Annotated in this window: 18 protein-coding genes; 4 read left to right on the top strand and 14 right to left on the bottom strand. The window is 60.4% G+C overall.

Features of this window, described 5'->3' with window-relative positions; genetic code table 11:
- Positions 1-276 precede the first annotated feature (276 nt).
- Positions 277-1707, top strand: a complete 1431-nt coding sequence (locus FHX05_RS10800; RefSeq protein WP_183871570.1) for an MFS transporter — start codon at positions 277-279, stop codon at positions 1705-1707.
- 80 nt (positions 1708-1787) lie between these two features.
- On the opposite strand, the gene FHX05_RS10795 is transcribed toward FHX05_RS10800, so the two are convergent.
- The 5 genes from FHX05_RS10795 to FHX05_RS10775 form a co-directional block, all read right to left on the bottom strand.
- The gene (locus tag FHX05_RS10795; RefSeq protein WP_183871568.1) at positions 1788-2525 is read right to left on the bottom strand and encodes an RlmE family RNA methyltransferase; all 738 of its coding nucleotides are present in this window, start codon (positions 2523-2525) and stop codon (positions 1788-1790) included.
- Positions 2522-4102, bottom strand: coding sequence for a Ppx/GppA phosphatase family protein (locus FHX05_RS10790; protein ID WP_183871566.1), 1581 nt, complete (start codon positions 4100-4102; stop codon positions 2522-2524). The genes FHX05_RS10795 and FHX05_RS10790 overlap by 4 nt, the downstream gene beginning before the upstream one ends.
- A 146-nt stretch (positions 4103-4248) precedes the next feature.
- Entirely contained in the window at positions 4249-5052 is an 804-nt protein-coding gene (locus tag FHX05_RS10785) for an anti-sigma factor (protein ID WP_183871564.1), read from the bottom strand.
- Positions 5045-5689: an RNA polymerase sigma factor gene (locus tag FHX05_RS10780; RefSeq protein ID WP_246698896.1), complete on the bottom strand. Its 645-nt coding sequence runs from the start codon at positions 5687-5689 to the stop codon at positions 5045-5047. Before FHX05_RS10780 ends, FHX05_RS10785 begins: the two co-directional genes overlap by 8 nt.
- A 62-nt stretch (positions 5690-5751) precedes the next feature.
- Positions 5752-6294 carry a tetratricopeptide repeat protein gene (locus tag FHX05_RS10775; RefSeq protein WP_183871562.1) on the bottom strand — a complete coding sequence of 181 codons (543 nt, stop codon included), beginning with the start codon at positions 6292-6294 and terminating at the stop codon, positions 5752-5754.
- 197 nt (positions 6295-6491) lie between these two features.
- Here FHX05_RS10775 and FHX05_RS10770 point away from each other — a divergent pair, with 197 nt between their 5' ends.
- The 3 genes from FHX05_RS10770 to FHX05_RS10760 all read left to right on the top strand — a co-directional run bounded on the left by FHX05_RS10770 (position 6492) and on the right by FHX05_RS10760 (position 9406).
- Positions 6492-7544 carry a type III polyketide synthase gene (locus FHX05_RS10770; protein ID WP_183871560.1) on the top strand — a complete coding sequence of 351 codons (1053 nt, stop codon included), beginning with the start codon at positions 6492-6494 and terminating at the stop codon, positions 7542-7544.
- Entirely contained in the window at positions 7544-8041 is a 498-nt protein-coding gene (locus FHX05_RS10765; protein WP_183871558.1) for an isoprenylcysteine carboxylmethyltransferase family protein, read from the top strand. The genes FHX05_RS10770 and FHX05_RS10765 overlap by 1 nt, the downstream gene beginning before the upstream one ends.
- A gap of 117 nt (positions 8042-8158) precedes the next feature.
- Positions 8159-9406: an FAD-binding oxidoreductase gene (locus FHX05_RS10760; protein ID WP_183871556.1), complete on the top strand. Its 1248-nt coding sequence runs from the start codon at positions 8159-8161 to the stop codon at positions 9404-9406.
- Between the two features lie 60 nt (positions 9407-9466).
- Here the strand turns inward: FHX05_RS10760 and FHX05_RS10755 are convergent, their stop codons facing one another.
- The 9 genes from FHX05_RS10755 to FHX05_RS10715 all read right to left on the bottom strand — a co-directional run bounded on the left by FHX05_RS10755 (position 9467) and on the right by FHX05_RS10715 (position 18729).
- Positions 9467-9994 (bottom strand): gluconokinase, encoded by a 528-nt coding sequence (locus tag FHX05_RS10755; protein WP_112608263.1) that lies wholly within the window; start codon positions 9992-9994, stop codon positions 9467-9469.
- Between the two features lie 72 nt (positions 9995-10066).
- Positions 10067-11020 (bottom strand): peptide ABC transporter ATP-binding protein, encoded by a 954-nt coding sequence (locus FHX05_RS10750; RefSeq protein ID WP_112398718.1) that lies wholly within the window; start codon positions 11018-11020, stop codon positions 10067-10069.
- Positions 11017-12033: an ABC transporter ATP-binding protein gene (locus FHX05_RS10745; RefSeq protein WP_183871554.1), complete on the bottom strand. Its 1017-nt coding sequence runs from the start codon at positions 12031-12033 to the stop codon at positions 11017-11019. The genes FHX05_RS10750 and FHX05_RS10745 overlap by 4 nt, the downstream gene beginning before the upstream one ends.
- A complete protein-coding gene (locus tag FHX05_RS10740) occupies positions 12033-12941 on the bottom strand; it encodes an ABC transporter permease subunit (protein ID WP_183871552.1) in 909 nt (302 codons plus the stop codon). Before FHX05_RS10740 ends, FHX05_RS10745 begins: the two co-directional genes overlap by 1 nt.
- A gap of 9 nt (positions 12942-12950) precedes the next feature.
- Positions 12951-13955: an ABC transporter permease subunit gene (locus tag FHX05_RS10735; protein WP_112608267.1), complete on the bottom strand. Its 1005-nt coding sequence runs from the start codon at positions 13953-13955 to the stop codon at positions 12951-12953.
- 89 nt (positions 13956-14044) lie between these two features.
- On the bottom strand, positions 14045-15640 hold the full coding sequence (locus FHX05_RS10730; RefSeq protein WP_112398716.1) for an ABC transporter substrate-binding protein: 1596 nt from the start codon (positions 15638-15640) through the stop codon (positions 14045-14047).
- Positions 15641-15978: 338 nt separating this feature from the next.
- A complete protein-coding gene (gene rirA, locus FHX05_RS10725) occupies positions 15979-16467 on the bottom strand; it encodes an iron-responsive transcriptional regulator RirA (RefSeq protein WP_015338873.1) in 489 nt (162 codons plus the stop codon).
- Between the two features lie 119 nt (positions 16468-16586).
- A complete protein-coding gene (locus tag FHX05_RS10720; protein ID WP_183871550.1) occupies positions 16587-17690 on the bottom strand; it encodes a M48 family metallopeptidase in 1104 nt (367 codons plus the stop codon).
- Positions 17662-18729, bottom strand: coding sequence for a YjgN family protein (locus FHX05_RS10715; RefSeq protein ID WP_183872426.1), 1068 nt, complete (start codon positions 18727-18729; stop codon positions 17662-17664). Before FHX05_RS10715 ends, FHX05_RS10720 begins: the two co-directional genes overlap by 29 nt.
- Between the last annotated feature and the right edge of the window lie 71 nt (positions 18730-18800).

The following is an 18800-nucleotide window of genomic DNA, read 5'->3' as shown; positions in this document are numbered from 1 at the left end:
AACACATGCTGCTTGACCGAAAATTGGTCATGACAAGACGATCCGAATCCGCTAATACACCGAACGATGTTTTATGCGTTTGGCATTTACATGCTCTTAGCATATGTCAAACCCTGTGTTCCGCGCCAGCGACAGCGGCCATCACGAAGACGTGATCCCCAAGCATTCATGGAGTAAGATCCGGGATTGGCAGCGGCCTCGCATAGGACTACAGAGCGGCTGATCGCGCCAATAGCGATAGCCTTACCGCAGACAGACCTATCGAGGCAGATGCCTATGAATCGCATCGTTCCATTGATCCTCGCCGTCGCTCTCTTCATGGAACAAATGGATTCCACCGTCATCGCGACAGCGCTGCCGGCCATCGCCAACGATCTCCATGTCGGCCCGATCACGCTCAAGCTGGCCCTGACCTCCTACATGGTGTCGCTGGCCGTCTTCATCCCGATCAGCGGCTGGATGGCGGATCGCTTCGGCGCGAAGAACATCTTCCGTGTTGCCATCTGCGTCTTCGTCATCGGTTCCATCATGTGCGCCTTTTCGGGCGGCCTGCTGGAATTCGTCTTCGCCCGCTTCCTGCAGGGCGTTGGCGGCTCGATGATGACTCCGGTCGGGCGCCTTGTGCTGGTGCGCACCACGCAGAAAAGCGACCTGGTTTCGGCCATGGCGCTGCTTTCCATCCCGGCGCTCGTCGGCCCGCTTGCCGGCCCGCCGCTCGGCGGTTTCATCACCACCTATGCTTCCTGGCACTGGATCTTCCTGATCAACGTTCCCGTCGGCATCCTCGGCGTGATCTTGGCGTCAATCTTCCTGCCTGAGGTGGAAGCGACCAAGCCACCGAAGCTCGATGTCATCGGCTTCCTGCTGACGTCCTTTGCCGCCTCCGGGGTCGTTTTCGGCATGTCCGTCATCAGCCTGCCGGCGCTGCCGCCCTATATCGGCATCTCGGCCGTCGTCATCGGCTTCGTCTGCAGCTTCCTCTATATCGGCCATGCGCGCCGACACCCGGCGCCGATCCTCGATCTCACGCTGCTGAAGAACGCCACCTTCCGCGCCTCGGTGACGGGCGGCACGCTGTTCCGCATCTGCATCGGCGCCATGCCGTTCTTAACCCCGCTGATGCTGCAGCTCGGCTTCGGCCTTAATCCGTTCCAGTCCGGCCTCATCACCTTTGCCGGCGCGATCGGTGCGATCTCTACCAAGTTCATCGCGCGCCGCGTCTTCACCGCCGTCGGCTTCAAGACGGCGCTGCTTTCGGCTGCTGCCGTCACGACAGTCACGACGATCTGCACCGGCCTTTTCCAGCCGTGGACGCCGCATCTCATCATCGTCGGCATCCTGCTGATCGGCGGCTTCTCGCGCTCGTTCTTCTTCACCGGCATCAATGCGCTCGCCTTTGCCGATATCACCGACAAGCAGGCAAGCCAGGCGACATCGATGAGCTCGGTCATGCAGCAGATCAGCCTGGCGCTCGGCGTTGCCGTCGCCGCCATGATCCTGGAAGCCTCGACCTTCTTCAGCGGCACGCAGCTGCAGGTTCGCGATTTCCATATCGCATTCTTCTGCATTTCGATCCTGACCGTGGTCGCCACCATCCCCTTCATCCGCATGGATCGCAGCGCCGGCGCCATGGTTTCCGGCCACAAGGCTGGCCTCAAGCGTGTCGCAGCGGTACAGCCGCAGGTGGAGCAGACGGCCGCAAAGTGATGGTCCAGCCCTCATTCCGCTTCAGCCAAACGGCAGCGCAATGAGGGTTTCGTCAGTTTAGCGATTGAGGGTCGCCGGATTTAGCGGTCGGAGGCGGATTGCTCTTCTTCGGTCTCGCCTTCCGGCTTCCGGCCCTTGAAGCCTTTAGCCAGCAGGAACATTTCCACCGACTCGGCTCTGGATGCGCCGGGCTTTACATGGACGACCTGACGGAAATTCTGCTTGAGGAAGGTCAGCAGGTCTCGCTCCGTGCCGCCCTGGAAGGTCTTGGCGAGGAAATGCCCGCCTTCGGCCAGCACCTCGACGGCGAAATGCGCTGCCACTTCGCAGAGATGCATCGTGCGCAGGTGATCGGTCCGGTGATGACCGGTCGTCGGCGCGGCCATATCCGACAGCACCAGATCGGGCGTACCTCCGACCGCATCGATCAGCCGCTGCGGCGCGTCCGGCTCCAAAAAGTCGAGCTGCAGGATGCTGACGCCAGGGATCGGCGCCATTTCCAGGAAGTCAATAGCGGCGACGCGGATATCCTCCTCGGTCGAATCGGTCACCTTGGCGGCGATCTGCGACCAGCTGCCCGGAGCGGCACCCAGATCGATGATGCGGCGCGCGCCCTTGAGGATCTGATGCTTCTCGTCGATCTCCAGCAGCTTGAACGCGGCGCGGGCGCGGTAACCTTCAAGCTGGGCGCGCTGCACATAGGGATCGTTGATATGGCGCTGCAGCCATTGGCGCGACGAAGCCTTCAGCTTCTTTTTCTTGACGCGCTGGCCGAGCTTGCGGCCCGTGCGGTTGCCGGCGATGGTTGGCTTGGTCACGTCTGCGGCCCCTTCATATCCCTCGGTCGATGACCCCGGCGCGAGCGGCCCCGCCGCCAAACGCCATCGTCTGCCATCATGTCGGTCAGCAATCCCTCGCGCAGGCCGCGATCGGCAACGCGCATGCGCGGGCTCGGCCAGCGGCGGCGGATCGCCTCCAGAATGGCGCATCCCGCCAGCACCAGATCGGCGCGATCCGGTCCGATGCAGGGATTGGCGGCACGGCCGGCAAAATCCCAAGACAAGAGCTTGGCCTGCATCGCGCTCACCTCGTCATCCGACAGCCAGACGCCGTCGACCCTGCGCCGATCGTAACGCGGCAGATCGAGGTGAACGCCGGCAAGCGTCGTCACAGTGCCCGAAGTTCCGATCAGGTGGAAGTCGCCGCTGTCGCGTGCTGCGCCATGCACCGGCGGGCAATCGAAACGCTCGAGCATGCGCTGGACTTCGCACACCATCGTCTCAAACAGTTCAGGCGTTACATCACGACCGCCATGCCGCTCGGAGAGCGTGACGACACCGACGGGCAGCGAGGTCCAATGGGTGATGTGATTGGCCAGCCGGCTGGAGCGATTCTCGCCGATACGGATGACGGCAATTTCGGAGGAGCCGCCGCCAATATCGAACAGAACGACAGAGCGCGCCTCCGGTCCCACCAGCGACGAGCAGCCGGAAACGGCAAGCCGTGCCTCGGTCTCGCGATCAATGATTTCGAGCTGGAGTCCTGTTTCTTCGGTCACGCGCGCAAGGAAAGCTTCGCCGTTGTCCGCCGCGCGGCAGGCTTCGGTCGCGATCAGCCGCATGCGCCGGATTTCGCGTGTCTTCAGCTTGGCCGCGCAGATGCGCAGCGCCTCCACAGCCCGATCCATGGCATCGCTCGACAGACGTCCGCTGGCTCCAAGTCCTTCGCCGAGGCGCACGATGCGCGAAAAGGCATCGACCACCCGGAACTGGCCGGGGCGGGTCGGCTGCGCGATCAGCAGGCGGCAATTGTTGGTGCCGAGGTCGAGGGCCGCATAGAGGTCGAGTGGCCGGGAATCAGCGTCGGCATAGTGGTGATGTTGGCCCTGCCCTTCGCGGCGCGGCGGCGATTGCCTGATCTGGCGATGCTCGTCATGGGCCACTGGCGCACGCGCGTTCGAAGGCGCATTGGCAGGCGCGACGATCTGCGCCACTTTCTCATGCACCAGAGGCCGGCCCTGCAGGCCACGCTTGCTGCGATGCTTGCGTCGGTTCTTGCCGCTTTTATGCGAAGACGGATGGCCATGATCCGGCGAGGCACGATGCTCAGCCGGTGTCGAAAGCTGCTGTGTCTGGGAAGCAGGCTGCGGGCCACCTTGGGCTGCGCGTGCACGGCGCCGGCGCTTGCGCTTTTTGGCCGGTAAGCCGGCCTCATCCTCTGCTGGGCGTTGCGCCACCTGGCCGGACTTGCCTGCCTGGGCGGCCTCCGCAGAATGAGCGTTCGGACGGCCGTGACCGCGCTTACGCTTCGCGCGCCGGGAGGATTTACCCTTCCTGCGCTCTGCTGCCGACGCCCCGTCTGCCTGCGGCGCTAGGCCGCTGTCGGGGTCACTCACGTATCTTTTCCACCGCGCCGCGCAAGGCCCCTGAGGGTATGCTGCTGGCGCTCGTTCGATTTTCGTTGGGCAAAGAATACCAGCAGGATGGGTTTTCGCCAAATTCTTTTTGAATCACGTCATTTTAGTCGCGCGCCAAACAGCCCTCACGCGACCAGATGCGCCCTGATATCAGCCGCAAGTTGCTCCATCCGGTCGATCGGCGCATGCCCGATCAGCATGAAGGCGTGGGTGGCGCTCGACCAATAGACGACATTCATGCCCTTGCGATTTTCCATGTCCGGCGCCGCCGCACCCTTGGCGGATCGGACGATGCAGAGCGCCATGGGTCCGCTTTCCGGATCGAGATAGGCGATCTGAGCCAGCGGCTTGCTGTCATAATTCAGGATCTGAGCACGCTTGAACTCGATACCCGGCATGGCGACGGCTTCGGGCGCCAGCGATAGATTCAATTTGGCGCCGACTTCATTCAATTGCGCAACCTGTTGCGCGTGATCACCGGCCGGAGCGCTCAGCGTATCCGCCGTATAGAGCGAGAGATATTCCGCCACTACGGCACGCCATTCCGCATCTTCGTCCGGTTTCGAAAGCCGGTGGCCGATGCCGATCACGGCACGGTCGACGGCAATAGCAGCGACGAAGCTTGCGGCGACGGCCGCAAGGAAACCGCGGCGGCCGATGCCGGCAGTGCTGGCTTTGCTCTCCTCTCTCAAGGGAATGCCGGCAAGCATGGCATCCAGCCTCGCAGCCGGAGCCTCGGCAAGCATCGGCTGGAATGCCTCCGCGAAGGGCAAGGTGCTGCGCGACAGAAAATCGAATCGCTCCGCCACGCGCTCGTCGTCGGCGATCAATCGTTCGATCCGCTCGCGCTCGGCGACATTCAGCTCGCCATCGATAAAGGCGGTGAGCTGCTCGTCCGAGGGCATCTGTCCTTTATGCGATTCACTCATTTCCATTCCCCAGTCGCTCACCTCCGGACGATTTCCCGTCAGCCGCCATTCCCATGCCCTCAGCGAGTTTCGCCCGCGCCGCCGCCAGCCGGCTCATGACCGTTCCGATCGGCACATCAAGAACGTCAGCCACCTCGCGATAGGAAAGCCCTTCGACATAGGCCAGGAACACCGCAGTGCGCTGCGCCTCCGGCAGAGCCTGAACGCGCTGCAACACCTGCCCGGCCAAAATATGCGTTTCGGTTTGCCGAGCACCGTCGAAAACCAGCGTCTCGTCGGCATCGACAAAGCCCTGTCCCATGCGCACACGGCGCGAGCGGACCTCGTTCAGCCAGATCGAATGCAGGATGGCGAAGAGCCAGCGATCGAGCCGCGTGCCCGATGTGAATTGAGCCGCTCGCTCCAGAGCCCTGACGCAGGTCGCCTGCACGAGATCGTCGGCCACGTCACGCTGACGCGACAGCACCACACCATAGCGCCACAGCCGCGTCAGATGCTGGGACAGTCCCGCCCTGATATCCTCTTCGCTCGCTATGACAGCCTCCGCCATTCCCGCATGTCCGGGAGCCGCCGATCTTTTTGGCGGCTCCGTTGCCGTCAGACTATAAGCGGAAATTGCGCCACGAGCGACTGGCATCACTCCCATATCCCTCGCAAAGCTCCCTGCTTGCCGTCTTTATCCCCGGCGCTTACCTGCGATCACAGGCTGGACGGATTCATGATCGCAGCGTGAAGATCGCGATATTCCTCGCAGCTCGTATTGCCGCAGAGCGTCTTGATCGTGCTCAGCTGGTCCTTGGCGAGGTCCATCTGGCCCCTGATGACGTAGGCTTCGCCGAGATATTCACGAACCAGCGTGTACTTCGGATCCATGGCGACAGACTTCTGGTAATAGGAGATGCCTTCGTCGGTACGGCCGAGCTTACGGGTGGCGTAACCGCGATAGTTCAGCGCTTCTGCCGTATTCGGATTCTTCATCGTGTCGAGAACCGCCAGGGCTTCCTCGTAACGATGATCCTTCTTGGCGAGCGAGTAGGCATAATCCGCGCGGTTTTCGTCCGTGACGTTGGCACCCTGCTGCTTGACGCACTTCTTGGTCTTCTGATCGTAGATCTCGCCCTTCTTGCAGGTCGGCGTCGTGCTCGAATCGTTGCCGGCAGCAAAGACCGGGATGGCGAAAGCGCCGAGGGTCAGGCTTGCGCCGAGAGCGATGGAAGCCAGGCGAATTGCTTTGGTCGTCATGGAATGTCTCCTTGGCAAAATGAACGTTGCGAGGGGAGAACACACCATCGGCATCTTTTATTCGGACGATGCGAAAAATTTTTTCGGCGCATCCCAATGCGGGACGCCGTCACTCTTTCGTGACTGCTCCGGCATCGAATAGACCACCCTCACGACGTGTTTCCATCCCACGCCCCTCAAGGGCGCAGGAGAAACTCGTGACTGATACCGTCAAACTTCTAAGTGTCGCCTCTGCAACGCCCGACAATATCATCCTCCAGACCGACGCCGCCGAGACTGCGAGCCGCCTCTTCTCGAGCCGCTTTCAAGATTTCAAATATCTCGCGCGCGTGTTCGAAAGCACCGGCATCCGCAAGCGCCATGTGGTGCGGTCACTTTCCTGGTTCGAACAGCCGCATGGCTGGCAGGACCGTATGGCGGCCTATACCGAGGTGGCCTCGGAGCTTTTCCGCCGGACGGCGGCTGCAGCGCTGCAACGCGCCGGCCTTGAGGCCCGGCATGTGGACTGCGTTGTTACAGTCTCCTCCACCGGGCTTGCGACGCCGAGCCTCGACGCGCGGCTGGCCGGCTTGATGGGCTTCCGTGCCGATATCGAGCGTGTACCGGTCTTCGGGCTCGGCTGTGCAGCCGGCGTATCCGGTCTTGCGGTGGCGACGAAGATGGCACGAAGCCGGCCAGGCGCCGTTGTCCTTTTTGTCTCGATCGAACTCTGCTCCCTTGCCTTTCGGCTGGACGAACTGACACGGCCCAACATCATTGCCACCGCGCTATTCGGCGATGGAGCAGCGGCCTGTGTGCTGCGGGCCGGCGAAAGCGGCATTGCGGAAATCGAATCGACCGGCGAACATCTTTTCCCCGAGAGCCTCGGCATCATGGGCTGGAAGATCGATGATACCGGCTTCGGTATCATCCTCGAACAATCGCTGCCGGTCTTTGCCGAAACGCATCTGAGGAGCGCGGTTGCCGGCATTCTGGAGCGATCCAGGCTTTTGATCTCCGATATCGACCGCTTCATCTGTCATCCCGGTGGCGCCAAGGTGCTGGCGGCGCTCGAAAGCGCGCTCGGCCTTGAAGAAGGCTCGCTCGAAATCGAACGCGAGGTGATCCGCGACTACGGCAACATGTCCTCGCCCACGATACTGTTCGTGCTGGAGCGCGCCATTGCGGCCGGCTTGCCGGAGCGTTCCGCCCTGCTCGCCATGGGGCCGGGATTTTCGGCAAGCTGCATCACCTTGAGGAGGGTCGCCTGATGCTGTGGCCGTCGATCGCGCTTCTGGCCTTCGTGACGCTGCAGCGGCTGGCGGAGCTCATCTATGCAAGGCATAACACCGCAGCGCTCCTTGACCGCGGCGCTCGGGAATATGCGCCGGAGCACTATCCCTTCATGGTGGCGATGCACGCAGCTTGGCTGATCGGATTGTGGCTGCTCGCCATCGGCCGGCCTGTCGATCTCGTCTGGTTCCTGCTCTTCGTGGTGCTGCAGGGACTGCGCCTCTGGGTACTGGCGACACTGAGGGATCGTTGGACGACGCGCATCATCATATTGCCCCGCGCGGCGCTGGTGACGAAAGGACCCTATCGCTTCCTCAGCCATCCCAACTATGCCGTCGTCGTCGGCGAGATCGCTGTCTTGCCGCTCGCCTTCGGCATGCCGCTTTACGCCGCGATCTTTTCGCTGCTCAATGGCATCATTCTTGTGATCCGCATCCGCGCCGAAAACGCCTGCCTGAAACAGAGTGCGGCCTGACCGCATTTTTCAATTGCGCCGCTGAAATTTGGCAGGCATTTTCGATGCTTAGAGCGCGGTCAGACAATACGGAACGATCGAGCGGCAATGCAATAGGCATGCGGATAGCAGGATAAAATGACAAAGGACGCAATCGTTCTCGGTGCAGGCATCGTCGGTGTTTCGACGGCAATCCATCTGCAGCGGCGGGGGCGGCAAGTCGTCCTCGTCGACCGCCAGCCACCGGGCCAGGGAACATCCTTCGGCAATGCCGGCCTCATTCAGCGCGAGGGCGTCGTGCCCTACGGCTTCCCGCAGCAATTCGGCCTGCTGCTGCGCTATGCCTTCAACAATCGCATCGACGCGCATTATCATCTGCACGCTCTGCCGGCGCAAATCGCCTTCCTCGCGCGCTATTGGTGGAACTCCAATACCAAGCGCCACGAGATGATTTCGCGCGCCTATGCGCCGCTGATCGAACATTCCGTCAGCGAGCACAACGATCTCATCGAAGCCTCGCATGCCGAAGAGCTCATTCGCAAGAACGGCTGGGTGGAGCTGTTCCGTTCGAACGGGAAGCGCGATGCCGAGTTTGCCGAGGCCGAACGACTCAACCGCGAATTCGGGATCGGTTACGACGCGCTGAGCGGTGCGGAGATCACAACCATGGAGCCGCATCTCAGAGGCAATTTTTCCGGCGCGCTTCGCTGGCGCGACCCCTGGTCGGTGCTCGACCCCCACGGGCTGACATCAGCCTATCGCCGATATTTCGAAAGCATTGGCGGGCGTGTGACGACGGGAGATGCCGTCTCACTCGGAATGGCCGGCTCGGCCTGGAGAATGGTGACGGCGGAGGGATCGATCGACGCGGAGGACGTCGTCGTCGCACTCGGCCCCTGGGCCGATATCGTCACGAAACGCTTCGGCTATGCTTTTCCGCTCGGCGTCAAGCGCGGCTATCACATGCATTACGCCACCGAGGGCGACGCCATCCTCAACAACTGGACGCTGGATGCCGAGCGCGGCTATCTGCTGGCACCGATGAGCCGCGGCATCCGGCTCACAACCGGTGCCGAATTCGCCCTGCGCGATGCTCCGAAGACACCGGTCCAGCTCGACCGTGCCGAAGCCGTCGCGCGCACCACCTTCCCGCTCGGCAAACGGCTCGATCCGGAACCCTGGATGGGAGCACGGCCTTGCACGCCCGACATGATGCCGATCATCGGCAAGGCACCGCGCCATAACGGCCTATGGTTCGCCTTCGGGCATGCCCATCACGGGTTGACGCTCGGCCCGGTGACCGGCCGCGTGCTCGCCGAGCTCATCACCGGCGAGAAGCCCTTCATCGATATTTCGGCTTATGCTCCCAGCCGGTTTGCGCCCTGAGCCGCTCTATCTCACGCAATTCCGGACGGAAAACCGCTACGCACTTTTCCTGGAATTGCTTTAGAGGATTGCCCGGAGGCTTCTGACAGACGCATCGACGATCTCTTCGATCGTGGCGTCGATGTCGACGGTGACGACACCGGGCTCGCCCGTCGGTACTTCCAGCGTCTGCAATTGGCTTTCGAGCAGCGAGGTCGGCATGAAATGCCCCTTGCGCTCGCCCATGCGCTTCGTCAGCAGCTCTTTGGAGCCTTCGAGATAGATGAAATAGAGATGACCGCCGGCGGATGCCCGCAGGCGTTCGCGATAGACGCGCTTCAACGCCGAGCAGGTCACGGCAACGCCCTCGCCTTTCGCAAGGCTTGCCGATATTTCCTGGCCGATCTTTTCGAGCCACGGCCAGCGATCCTCATCCGTCAACGGAATGCCTTTGCTCATCTTCTCGACATTGGCTGCCGGATGCAGGGCATCGCCTTCGATAAAATGGATGCCGAGCTTGGCCGCCACACCCTCACCGATCGAGGATTTACCGCTGCCGCTCACACCCATGACGATGATGGCAAGCGGGGTGTCCTGATTATCGCGCATAGGCCTATCCGAAATGATTGATTTCAAACCGGGCACGGTCGCTCTTCAGCCATGCCCGATTCGCAACTTGGATCAATCCAGCGGAAAGAAACAGGAAAATTTATGCGTTCCGTCGCCCGCAAGTTCCGGTTCAACCTGCCGGCACTTGTCCTGGGCACGCCAGCAGCGCGGATTGAAGTGGCAGCCCTTCGGCGGATTGAGCGGCGACGGCAATTCGCCCTGCAGGCGGATGCGGTTCTTTTCGCGATCCGGATCGGCGATCGGCGTCGCCGACAGAAGGGCCGCAGTATAGGGATGGCGCGGCCGGTTGAAGACCTCGTCCGCGGTGCCGGTCTCCACCGGACGTCCGAGATACATAACCATCACGTCGTCTGCGATGTGACGGACGACGGAAAGGCCATGCGAGATAAAGAGGTAGGCAAGGCCCATCTCCTTCTGCAGATCCATCAGCAAGTTCAGGACCTGTGCCTGGATCGACAGATCGAGTGCGGACACCGGCTCATCGAGCACCAGCACCTTCGGCCGCAGCATCAGAGCACGCGCGATGGCGATGCGCTGGCGCTGGCCGCCCGAGAACATATGCGGGTAACGATCATAGTGTTCCGGACGCAGACCGACGCGTGCCATCATCTCCTCCACCTTGCGGCGTCGGGTGGCGGCATCATCATCCGTGTTGATCTTCAGCGGCTCTTCCAGGATGGAGCCGACCTTCTGGCGCGGATTCAGCGAGCCATAAGGGTTCTGAAACACGATCTGCACGGCACTGCGCAGGCTGCGGTCGCCGAGCCTGGCGGGCTTGCCGTCTATCAGCAATTCGCCGGCCGTCGGATTTTCGATCATCGTCACGAGGCGAGCGAGCGTCGACTTACCGCAGCCGGATTCGCCGACGACAGCGAGCGTGCGGCCCGACTGCAGGCTGAAGCTGACGCCGTTCAGCGCCTTGACGGTCGCTTCCGGTTTGAAGGTGCCGCGCTTGACGGTGTAGAAGCGGGCGAGATCGCGCCCTTCGAGAACAGCGCCGGTCATGCGGCACCTCCTGCTTTTTGCGTGGCGACAATGCCGGGGTGGCCGAGTGGCTTGCCATGTTGCAGCGGATAATTGCATAGGGCTACGCCCAGTTCGGTCCCCTGGCGCTTCACGCCCTTGTCGCATTCCGGCGTTGCAAAGGAGCAGCGCGGCGCAAAGAGACAGCCCGTCGGTCGATCGTGCTGACCGGGAACGACGCCGGCAATCGACGGCAGACGCTCGCCGACTTCGGCGCGCTCCGGCAGAGCCGAAAGAAGGGCTGCCGTATAGGGATGATGCGGATCGCGGAACAGTTCCTTGACAGGCTGCTCCTCGACCTTCTGGCCGGCATATTGCACCTGCACGCGCTCTGCCGTTTCGGCGACGACGCCCATGTCATGCGTGATGAGCACGAGCGCCATGCCCTGCTCCCGCTGAAGGCGCACGAGCAGGTCGAGGATCTGCGCCTGGATCGTCACGTCGAGCGCGGTCGTGGGCTCATCGGCAATCAGAAGCTTCGGATTGCAGGCGAGCGCCATGGCGATCATGACGCGCTGGCTCATGCCACCGGACATCTGATGCGGGAAGTTCGACAGGCGATCCGCAGGGGCTGGAATGCCGACGAGATTCAAGAGTTCGATCGAGCGTTCGCGGCGAGCCTTGCGATCAAGGCCCATATGGATGCGGAGCGTCTCGCCGAGCTGGAAGCCGACCGTGAAGCACGGATTAAGGCTCGACATCGGCTCCTGGAAGATCATGGCCATGTCCTTGCCGATGATCTTGCGACGCTGACGCGAGGAGATACCGCGCAGGTCCTTGCCGTCGAACATCATGCGGTCGGCGGTGATCTTCGCCGTCCAGGGCAGAAGGCCCATCATGGCAAGCATGGAGACCGACTTGCCGGAACCGGATTCGCCGACGATCGACAGGATTTCTCCTTTGTCGCAGGTGAGCGAGACGCCATCGACGGCCCGGAACAGGCCGGACGAGGTCTGGAATTCAACGGAGAGGTTTTCAATATCGAGGAGTGCCATTACGACCTCTTCAGCTTCGGGTCGAACGCATCGCGCAGGCCGTCGCCCATCAGGTTGATGGCGAGAACCGTGATCAGGATGCAGAGACCGGGGAATGTAACGAGCCAAGGGTTGCTCTGGAAGAATTCGCGCGAGTCGGCGAGCATCGTACCCCATTCCGGCGTCGGCGGCTGGGCGCCTTGACCGAGAAAGCCGAGCGCGGCGGCTTCGAGAATGGCGGCCGAGAAGGCGAGTGTCGCCTGCACGATCAGCGGACCCAGACAGTTCGGAAGTATGGTCTTGAACATCAGGCGCAGATGGCCCGCGCCGGCAACCCGCGAGGCAATGACATATTCCTTGTCGCGCTCGGCCATGACGGAGGCGCGTGTCAGACGGACGAAATGCGGCTGGTTGACGATCGAGATTGCAATCATCGCATTGATCAGACCCGGGCCGAGGATTGCCACGAGTACCAGAGCGAGCAGCAGCGACGGAACCGCAAGAATGATGTCCATGACACGCATGATGATCGTGTCGATGCGACCACGGGCATAGCCGGCGACAAGGCCGATCAAAATGCCGACGATCGCCGAAAGCGAAGCAACGACGAGGCCGATGAACAGCGAGAAGCGCGTACCGTAGATGAGGCGCGACAGGAGATCACGGCCATTGGCATCGGTGCCGAGTAGGAAGCTGCTGTTGCCGCCCTCCGCCCAGGCGGGCGGCAGGCGCTGCATGTCGCTGCCATAGGCCACATCGGGATTATGCGGCGCCACGAGACCGGCGAAAATCGCCAGAAACAGGACGAAAAGGAAGATCGCAAGGCCGATGACGGCGCCCTTGTTGCGAGAGAAATAATACCAGAACTCCGCAAGAGCGGAAGGACGGTCGGATTTGACACTAACCGTTTTGACGCTAACCGTGCTCATGGGCCGCTCCTAGTGACGAATGCGTGGATTGACGAAGCCGTAGAGCAGGTCGACGACGAGATTGACGAGCATGACGATGCCGGCGATCAGCAACAGGCCACCCTGCACCACCGGATAATCGCGCTTGAAGACCGCATCTATCATCCATTTGCCGATACCCGGCCAGGAGAAGATGCTTTCCGTCAGGATGGCGCCGCCGAGCAGCACGCCGACCTGCAGGCCGATCGTGGTGACGACGGGGATCATCGCATTTCGCAATGCGTGCACGGAAACGACGCGCAGCGGCGAGAGGCCCTTGGAACGAGCCGTGCGCACATAATCCTCGCCGAGCACTTCGAGCATCGCCGAGCGCGTCTGGCGCGCGATCACGGCGAGCGGGATCGTGCCAAGCACGATGGTCGGCAGGATCAGCGAATTGAAAGCGGACCAGAAGGCGCCCTTCTGGCCGGACAGCAGGCTGTCGATCAGCATGAAGCCGGTGATCGGCTTGAAGAAATAGATGAGTCCGATACGGCCCGAAACCGGCGTCCAGTGCAGATAGCCGTTGAAGACGATGATAAGCAGCAGGCCCCACCAGAAGATCGGCATGGAATAGCCGACGAGGGCGACGCCCATGACGCTCTGGTCGAACCATGTGCCCCGCTTCACGGCGGCGAAAACACCGGCGGGTATGCCAAGACAGATCGCGAGGATCATGGCACAGATCGACAGCTCGAGCGTGGCCGGGAAGAAGGTCAAAAAGTCGGTCAGCACGTCACGCTTTGTCGTGATCGAGGTGCCGAGATCGCCATGAAGGGCATTCCAGATATAGCGGCCGTACTGCACGACCATCGGCTGGTCGTAGCCGAGATCGTGCGAGATCTGCGCATGGCGTTCCGGCGACATGACGCGTTCGCCCGACAGCAGCATGACAGGATCGCCGGGAAGCAGGCGGATGAAAGAGAAGGCGACGATCGATACACCGAGGAATGTCGGGATCAGCACCGCTAGCCGGCTGAAAAGAAATCGCAACATGGCAGATGTCCAAATTTTTCCGGCGGTCAGACAGAGTGTCTGACCGCCGGCTCGCCCGATACTAGCCGGGCATTCTCACAGATTTTTCGTTATTCGGCGATATCGACGCCGTCGAAGCGATGAATACCAAGCGGATCCTGGAAGTAGCCCGTGACATTCTTCGTCATCGGCATGAAGACTTCCGAGTGATCGATCGTCATCCACGGTGCTTCGCGCTTGAAGACGACCTGAGCCTCTTCGTAGAGCTTCGTGCGCTCCTTGACGTCAGCCGTCTGTTTGGCCTTCTTCACCAGACCGTCGAATTCCTTATTGCACCACTGTGCGCGGTTGTTGCCGCCGACAGCGTCGCAGCCGAGCAGCGTGTCAAGGAAGTTGTCCGGGTCGCCGTTGTCACCGGTCCAGCCGAGGATGGCCGCGCCGTCGCGGTCCTTGGCGGAGGAGAGCTTCAGGTACTGGGCCCAGTCATAGGTGACGATCTCGACCTTGACGCCGATCTTGGCGAGGTCCGCCTGCATCAGCTCGGCAGCGCGGCGCGCGTTCAGCATGTAGGGACGCGACACGGGCATCGCCCAGATCTTCATGCTGAGATCCTTGACGCCGGCCTTTTCGAGCAGCTTCTTGGCTTCTTCAGGATTGAACGCGTCGTCCTTGATGTCCTTGTTGTAGGACCACATGGTCGGCGGGATCGGGTTGGTCGCAACCTTGGCGGAGCCCTGGAAAACGGCATCGACGATGGCCTGCTTGTTGACAGCCATGTTGATGGCCTTGCGTACTTCGACCTTGTCGAACGGAGCAACCAGCGTGTTGTAGGCGAGATAGGAAACGTTCAGGCCAGCCTGATCGAGAACCTTGAGGTTCTTGTCGGCCTTCAGATCCTTGATATCAGCCGCATTCGGATACGGCATGATGTTGCATTCACCGGACTTCAGCTTCTGCGCACGAACGGAGGCGTCCGGCGTGATCGCGAAGACGAGATCGTCGATCTTTTCCTTGCCCTTGAAGTAGGTTTCGTTCGCCTTGTAGCGGATGACGGCATCCGGCTGATAGGCGACGAAGGTGAATGCGCCAGTGCCGAGCGGCTGCTGGTTCATCTGCTCCATCTTCTTGTCGGCCTGCAGCTTATCAGCATATTCCTTCGACAGGATCGAGGCAAAGTCCATAGCGAGGTCGGCGAGGAACGGAGCTTCCGGGCGGTCAAGGACGAACTTGACGGTGAGATCGTCAACCTTGTCGATCGACTTGATGAGCTTCGGGAAGCCCATGCCATCGGCATATTCGTAGGTACCGCCGGCGACATATTTTGCCCAGGGGCTGTCCGTGCCGAGCTGGCGGCTGATCGAGAAGATCACGTCATCGGCGTTGAGATCACGCGTCGGCGTAAAGAAATCGGTGGTCTGGAACTTGACGCCCTTGCGGAGCTTGAAGGTGTATTCCTTGCCGTCCGGAGACACGGTCCAGCTTTCGGCAAGGCCCGGCTCGATTTCGGTGCTGCCATGCTTGAATTCGACAAGGCGGCTATAGACCGTGCGCGACGAGGCGTCGAAAGTATTGCCTCCGGTGTAGAGACCCGGGTCAAAACCTTCCGGCGAGCTTTCCGAGCAATAGACAAGCGTTTTTGACCAGGCGGACGTCGCCATGACCGAAGCCAAGGCTGTCACTGCCAGCAGGACAGAAATCTTTTTCATGATATCGTTTCCCAGATTGTTATTCTTTTGAAGCCGTGGACACCAGAGGTTCCCATCCGGATCGCGCCGATGGAACTTTATTTTAAGTTTGAAAGCAACAAGCGCCGCCTAAAATTTTTCCAATTTCTAGAGTTTGGAAATTTTTGAACGAAAAAACCTATGAATTGGTAATTTTCTGGCAAAAATTTGCATGCCTTTAGCAGATTCAGAACGATTTGCCGTTTTGCTCTTTCAATCCGCCAACCGCCTATTGCCCGGATAGGAGGCAATACAAACGAAAATCCGCAGCTACCGGCGGTAACTGCGGACTGAAACATGTTCGAATTTCAGAGGACTGATCAGGCGGCCGGGGCTGCAACCACCGGCTTCTTCGCAATCGCCTTGTGATCTTTGTCGGTAAGGCCGAGGAGAAAGTTGATCTGCGGGCGAGCCTTGACAAGGTCGTCGATGGAATATTCGGTCAGAACGTCGAAGAAAGCATTGAGCGCCTTGCGCAACGCCGAGTTGAGGCCGCAGCTATCGACCAGTGGGCATTCCACCACGCCATCCTCGAAGCATTCCGCCATGGCGAAACTGTCTTCGGTAACACGGACGACATCGAACAGACTGATATCGGTCGCCGGCTTGCCAAGGCGCACGCCGCCATTGCGGCCACGCACCGTTTCGACAAGGCCAGCCTTGGTCAAGGGCTGCAGAATCTTAAAGAGAAACAGCTCAGATACGCTGTATGCCCTGGCGATTTCCGGAATTCGGCTCAGATGGCCTTCATTAGCGGCGCAATACATCAGCATGCGCACTGCGTAATTGGTCTGCTTGGTCAAACGCATGCCGATCTCCTGGAATCGAGGCTGCTTAGGGGCTGGCCCCGTATATAGTGGCTTTCTTAGTTTTGAACAATTCCAAAATATGAAATTCATATTCAGCTTATTTAGAAAGCCTGAGCTCCTCACCCCTTCGGCTTCGTCCCCTTCTCCTTGAGCTCACTGGCATAATCAAGGATCGCCTGCTTGCGCTCGGGCGTCCCCGGATGGGTTGAGAGCATGCTGGTGCTGCTATGATCGCCAAGTTTCGTTTCAAGGATATCGAAGAACCGTGAGAGTGCCGTCGGATCCATGCCCGCCGCCTGCATCAACTCGACAGAGCGGCGATCGGCCTGTGCCTCCGCCTCGCGGGAATAGGAAAGCGCAAGTAGGCCGCCGCCTTGCGTCAATAGGTCCTGAATGCCGGAACCGACGTCACCAGCTATCAGAAGCACGAGACCCGCAACACCCGCGGCACGGTAAAGCTGACGCAGGCTGTGCCTGTATTCGACGTGACCGATCTCGTGACCAAGCACAGCTGCAATCAGTTCCTTATCACCGCCGGCGAGTTCGACCAATTGGTCAGTCAGAACGAGGTTTCCGTCCGGCAGCGCGAAGGCGTTCGGACCGATCAGGCCGCCATCGCGGAAATTCAGATGGTAACGGCCGGCACCACCTTCCGCATTTGCAGCTATCGTGGCGAAATCATTGCGAATTTCCGTCTGCTGTGCCGCCGGCAGCTTGCTGGGGCCGAAGGTCACCTGGTCCAATGTCTTCAGCGTCCCTGCCGACATCATCTCCGGCACCACGGGCGGCGTCGCCAGCACCGCAACCTCCACCAAGATCGGCAGGGCATAGCGATAGATGACCGAAGCAAGGACGATCGTCGCAAGAGCAAAGGCGATCAGACGGGGACGAACGATCTCAAGTCCATGAACGAAACCACTGCGTCCCTCGCCGCGGCTTCGCAGGTAAGCATCGACAGCGTCATTATCGCAGGTTTCAAAAACCGATTCATTTCCGAACACAATGCGACGCGGGATGGAGCCGACGCGCGGGCTGACCTCGATATCCGAGCGGATACCCCAGGCAAGCCGCTTGTCTTCCTCATCCTCTTCAGACGAGAGCACCATGAGAGACCCGCCGATATCCATCAGCCGGGACGGAACCTCCCGGCTGGAATGCGGCGGATGCCAGACACCCGTCGCGATCGTCTGCGGATCAGAAGCCAAAGTCGAATCCATCGACATCGAGATATTCCGCGCTGATCGCGTTGCCGGTCGAGCGGATCTGGTCGAACACGACGCCGATTTCGCCATTGATACTGATCGCCGTATGCTCTGCCAAGAAGCGCTGCATGCGCACCGCCGCCCACGGGCGCATCAATCCGAGAGTTACCAAGGTGACGACGACATTGGAAATCGCAATCCACGCATAGCGCCGGCGACCAAGATCGCTTCTGAGCTCATGACGATGATCGACCGTTGCCGCCGACCAGACGATGTTGCGCACCGTCGCGCGGTAATAAAGACCAGCGAATAGGTAAATCGGGAAAATAAGCACAATCATCCAATGCCACAGGCTGAGGCTGCCCATTCCCGGTCCCATCGAGTTGCTGCTGAAACCGATCGCGAAAGCGCTTACAACTCCCAATATCACGATGCTTACGATCATAATCGCGATTACGGTGACGAGGGCCTCGTAGAGCGCGCCCAATCGCGGCTCGGTCGAGAACGGCCGATCGCCATAGCGCAGATTGTCGAAGATATATTTATAGAACCATCGGCTTGCGATCGGGGACAGTAGCCCAAACGATACAATCGTTACCAGAGCGCCGAGGAAGATTGCTTTGAATGCACCGCCATAGGTCCCAACGAAATCGAAGCGCACATTGCGATAGCTCGTAACCCGCGCATTGAACCGAAGGCCGCGCATGAGGAACCATGGGAATACCACCAGCAAGACGGGCCAGATCACCAAAACCGCCAGCGGCGCAATATGCGAAAGTACATTCAACACCAAGAAAACGCCGAATACGATCAGCCGGCCGATCAATATCTGCTTACCCTTGGCATGATATTCGAAACTGTGGTCCAGAATGACCGTATTCCCATAGAAATACCGGTTCCGGCGGACCTTTGCCCAGGCCGAATAAATACCCAGCGTAACAATCGTCAGCAGAATATTGACGATCCAGATGCCGAAATATTCCGAAGCGTTGCCTGTGAAGGAAGCTCTTTGGAAAAAAGGGCTTCCGCCCAGCGGATAATCTTGCTCAACAACTGCCATGCTATGTTCCCCTACCCCACAAGAGGACGAGCGTTCCCACCGGCACTCCAAGTAAGCACCAGACGTTGGGC

It is taken from the genome of Rhizobium sp. BK491, assembly GCF_014194925.1.
In the GTDB taxonomy this organism is placed as follows: Bacteria; Pseudomonadota; Alphaproteobacteria; order Rhizobiales; family Rhizobiaceae; genus Rhizobium.
This window is presented reverse-complemented; position numbering and strand designations above follow the sequence as displayed.

What these genes read in the sequence shown, in the direction of transcription:
- FHX05_RS10785 (WP_183871564.1), bottom strand. Translation starts at nt 5,052, where the DNA reads ATGAGTGAATCGCATAAAGGACAGATGCCCTCGGACGAGCAGCTCACC.
- FHX05_RS10730 (WP_112398716.1), bottom strand. Translation starts at nt 15,640, where the DNA reads ATGAAAAAGATTTCTGTCCTGCTGGCAGTGACAGCCTTGGCTTCGGTC.
- rirA (WP_015338873.1), bottom strand. Translation starts at nt 16,467, where the DNA reads ATGCGTTTGACCAAGCAGACCAATTACGCAGTGCGCATGCTGATGTAT.
- FHX05_RS10750 (WP_112398718.1), bottom strand. Translation starts at nt 11,020, where the DNA reads ATGACCGGCGCTGTTCTCGAAGGGCGCGATCTCGCCCGCTTCTACACC.
- FHX05_RS10745 (WP_183871554.1), bottom strand. Translation starts at nt 12,033, where the DNA reads ATGGCACTCCTCGATATTGAAAACCTCTCCGTTGAATTCCAGACCTCG.
- FHX05_RS10765 (WP_183871558.1), top strand. Translation starts at nt 7,544, where the DNA reads ATGCTGTGGCCGTCGATCGCGCTTCTGGCCTTCGTGACGCTGCAGCGG.
- FHX05_RS10720 (WP_183871550.1), bottom strand. Translation starts at nt 17,690, where the DNA reads ATGTCGATGGATTCGACTTTGGCTTCTGATCCGCAGACGATCGCGACG.
- FHX05_RS10800 (WP_183871570.1), top strand. Translation starts at nt 277, where the DNA reads ATGAATCGCATCGTTCCATTGATCCTCGCCGTCGCTCTCTTCATGGAA.
- FHX05_RS10715 (WP_183872426.1), bottom strand. Translation starts at nt 18,729, where the DNA reads ATGGCAGTTGTTGAGCAAGATTATCCGCTGGGCGGAAGCCCTTTTTTC.
- FHX05_RS10740 (WP_183871552.1), bottom strand. Translation starts at nt 12,941, where the DNA reads ATGAGCACGGTTAGCGTCAAAACGGTTAGTGTCAAATCCGACCGTCCT.
- FHX05_RS10780 (WP_246698896.1), bottom strand. Translation starts at nt 5,689, where the DNA reads ATGCCAGTCGCTCGTGGCGCAATTTCCGCTTATAGTCTGACGGCAACG.
- FHX05_RS10760 (WP_183871556.1), top strand. Translation starts at nt 8,159, where the DNA reads ATGACAAAGGACGCAATCGTTCTCGGTGCAGGCATCGTCGGTGTTTCG.
- FHX05_RS10735 (WP_112608267.1), bottom strand. Translation starts at nt 13,955, where the DNA reads ATGTTGCGATTTCTTTTCAGCCGGCTAGCGGTGCTGATCCCGACATTC.
- FHX05_RS10775 (WP_183871562.1), bottom strand. Translation starts at nt 6,294, where the DNA reads ATGACGACCAAAGCAATTCGCCTGGCTTCCATCGCTCTCGGCGCAAGC.
- FHX05_RS10755 (WP_112608263.1), bottom strand. Translation starts at nt 9,994, where the DNA reads ATGCGCGATAATCAGGACACCCCGCTTGCCATCATCGTCATGGGTGTG.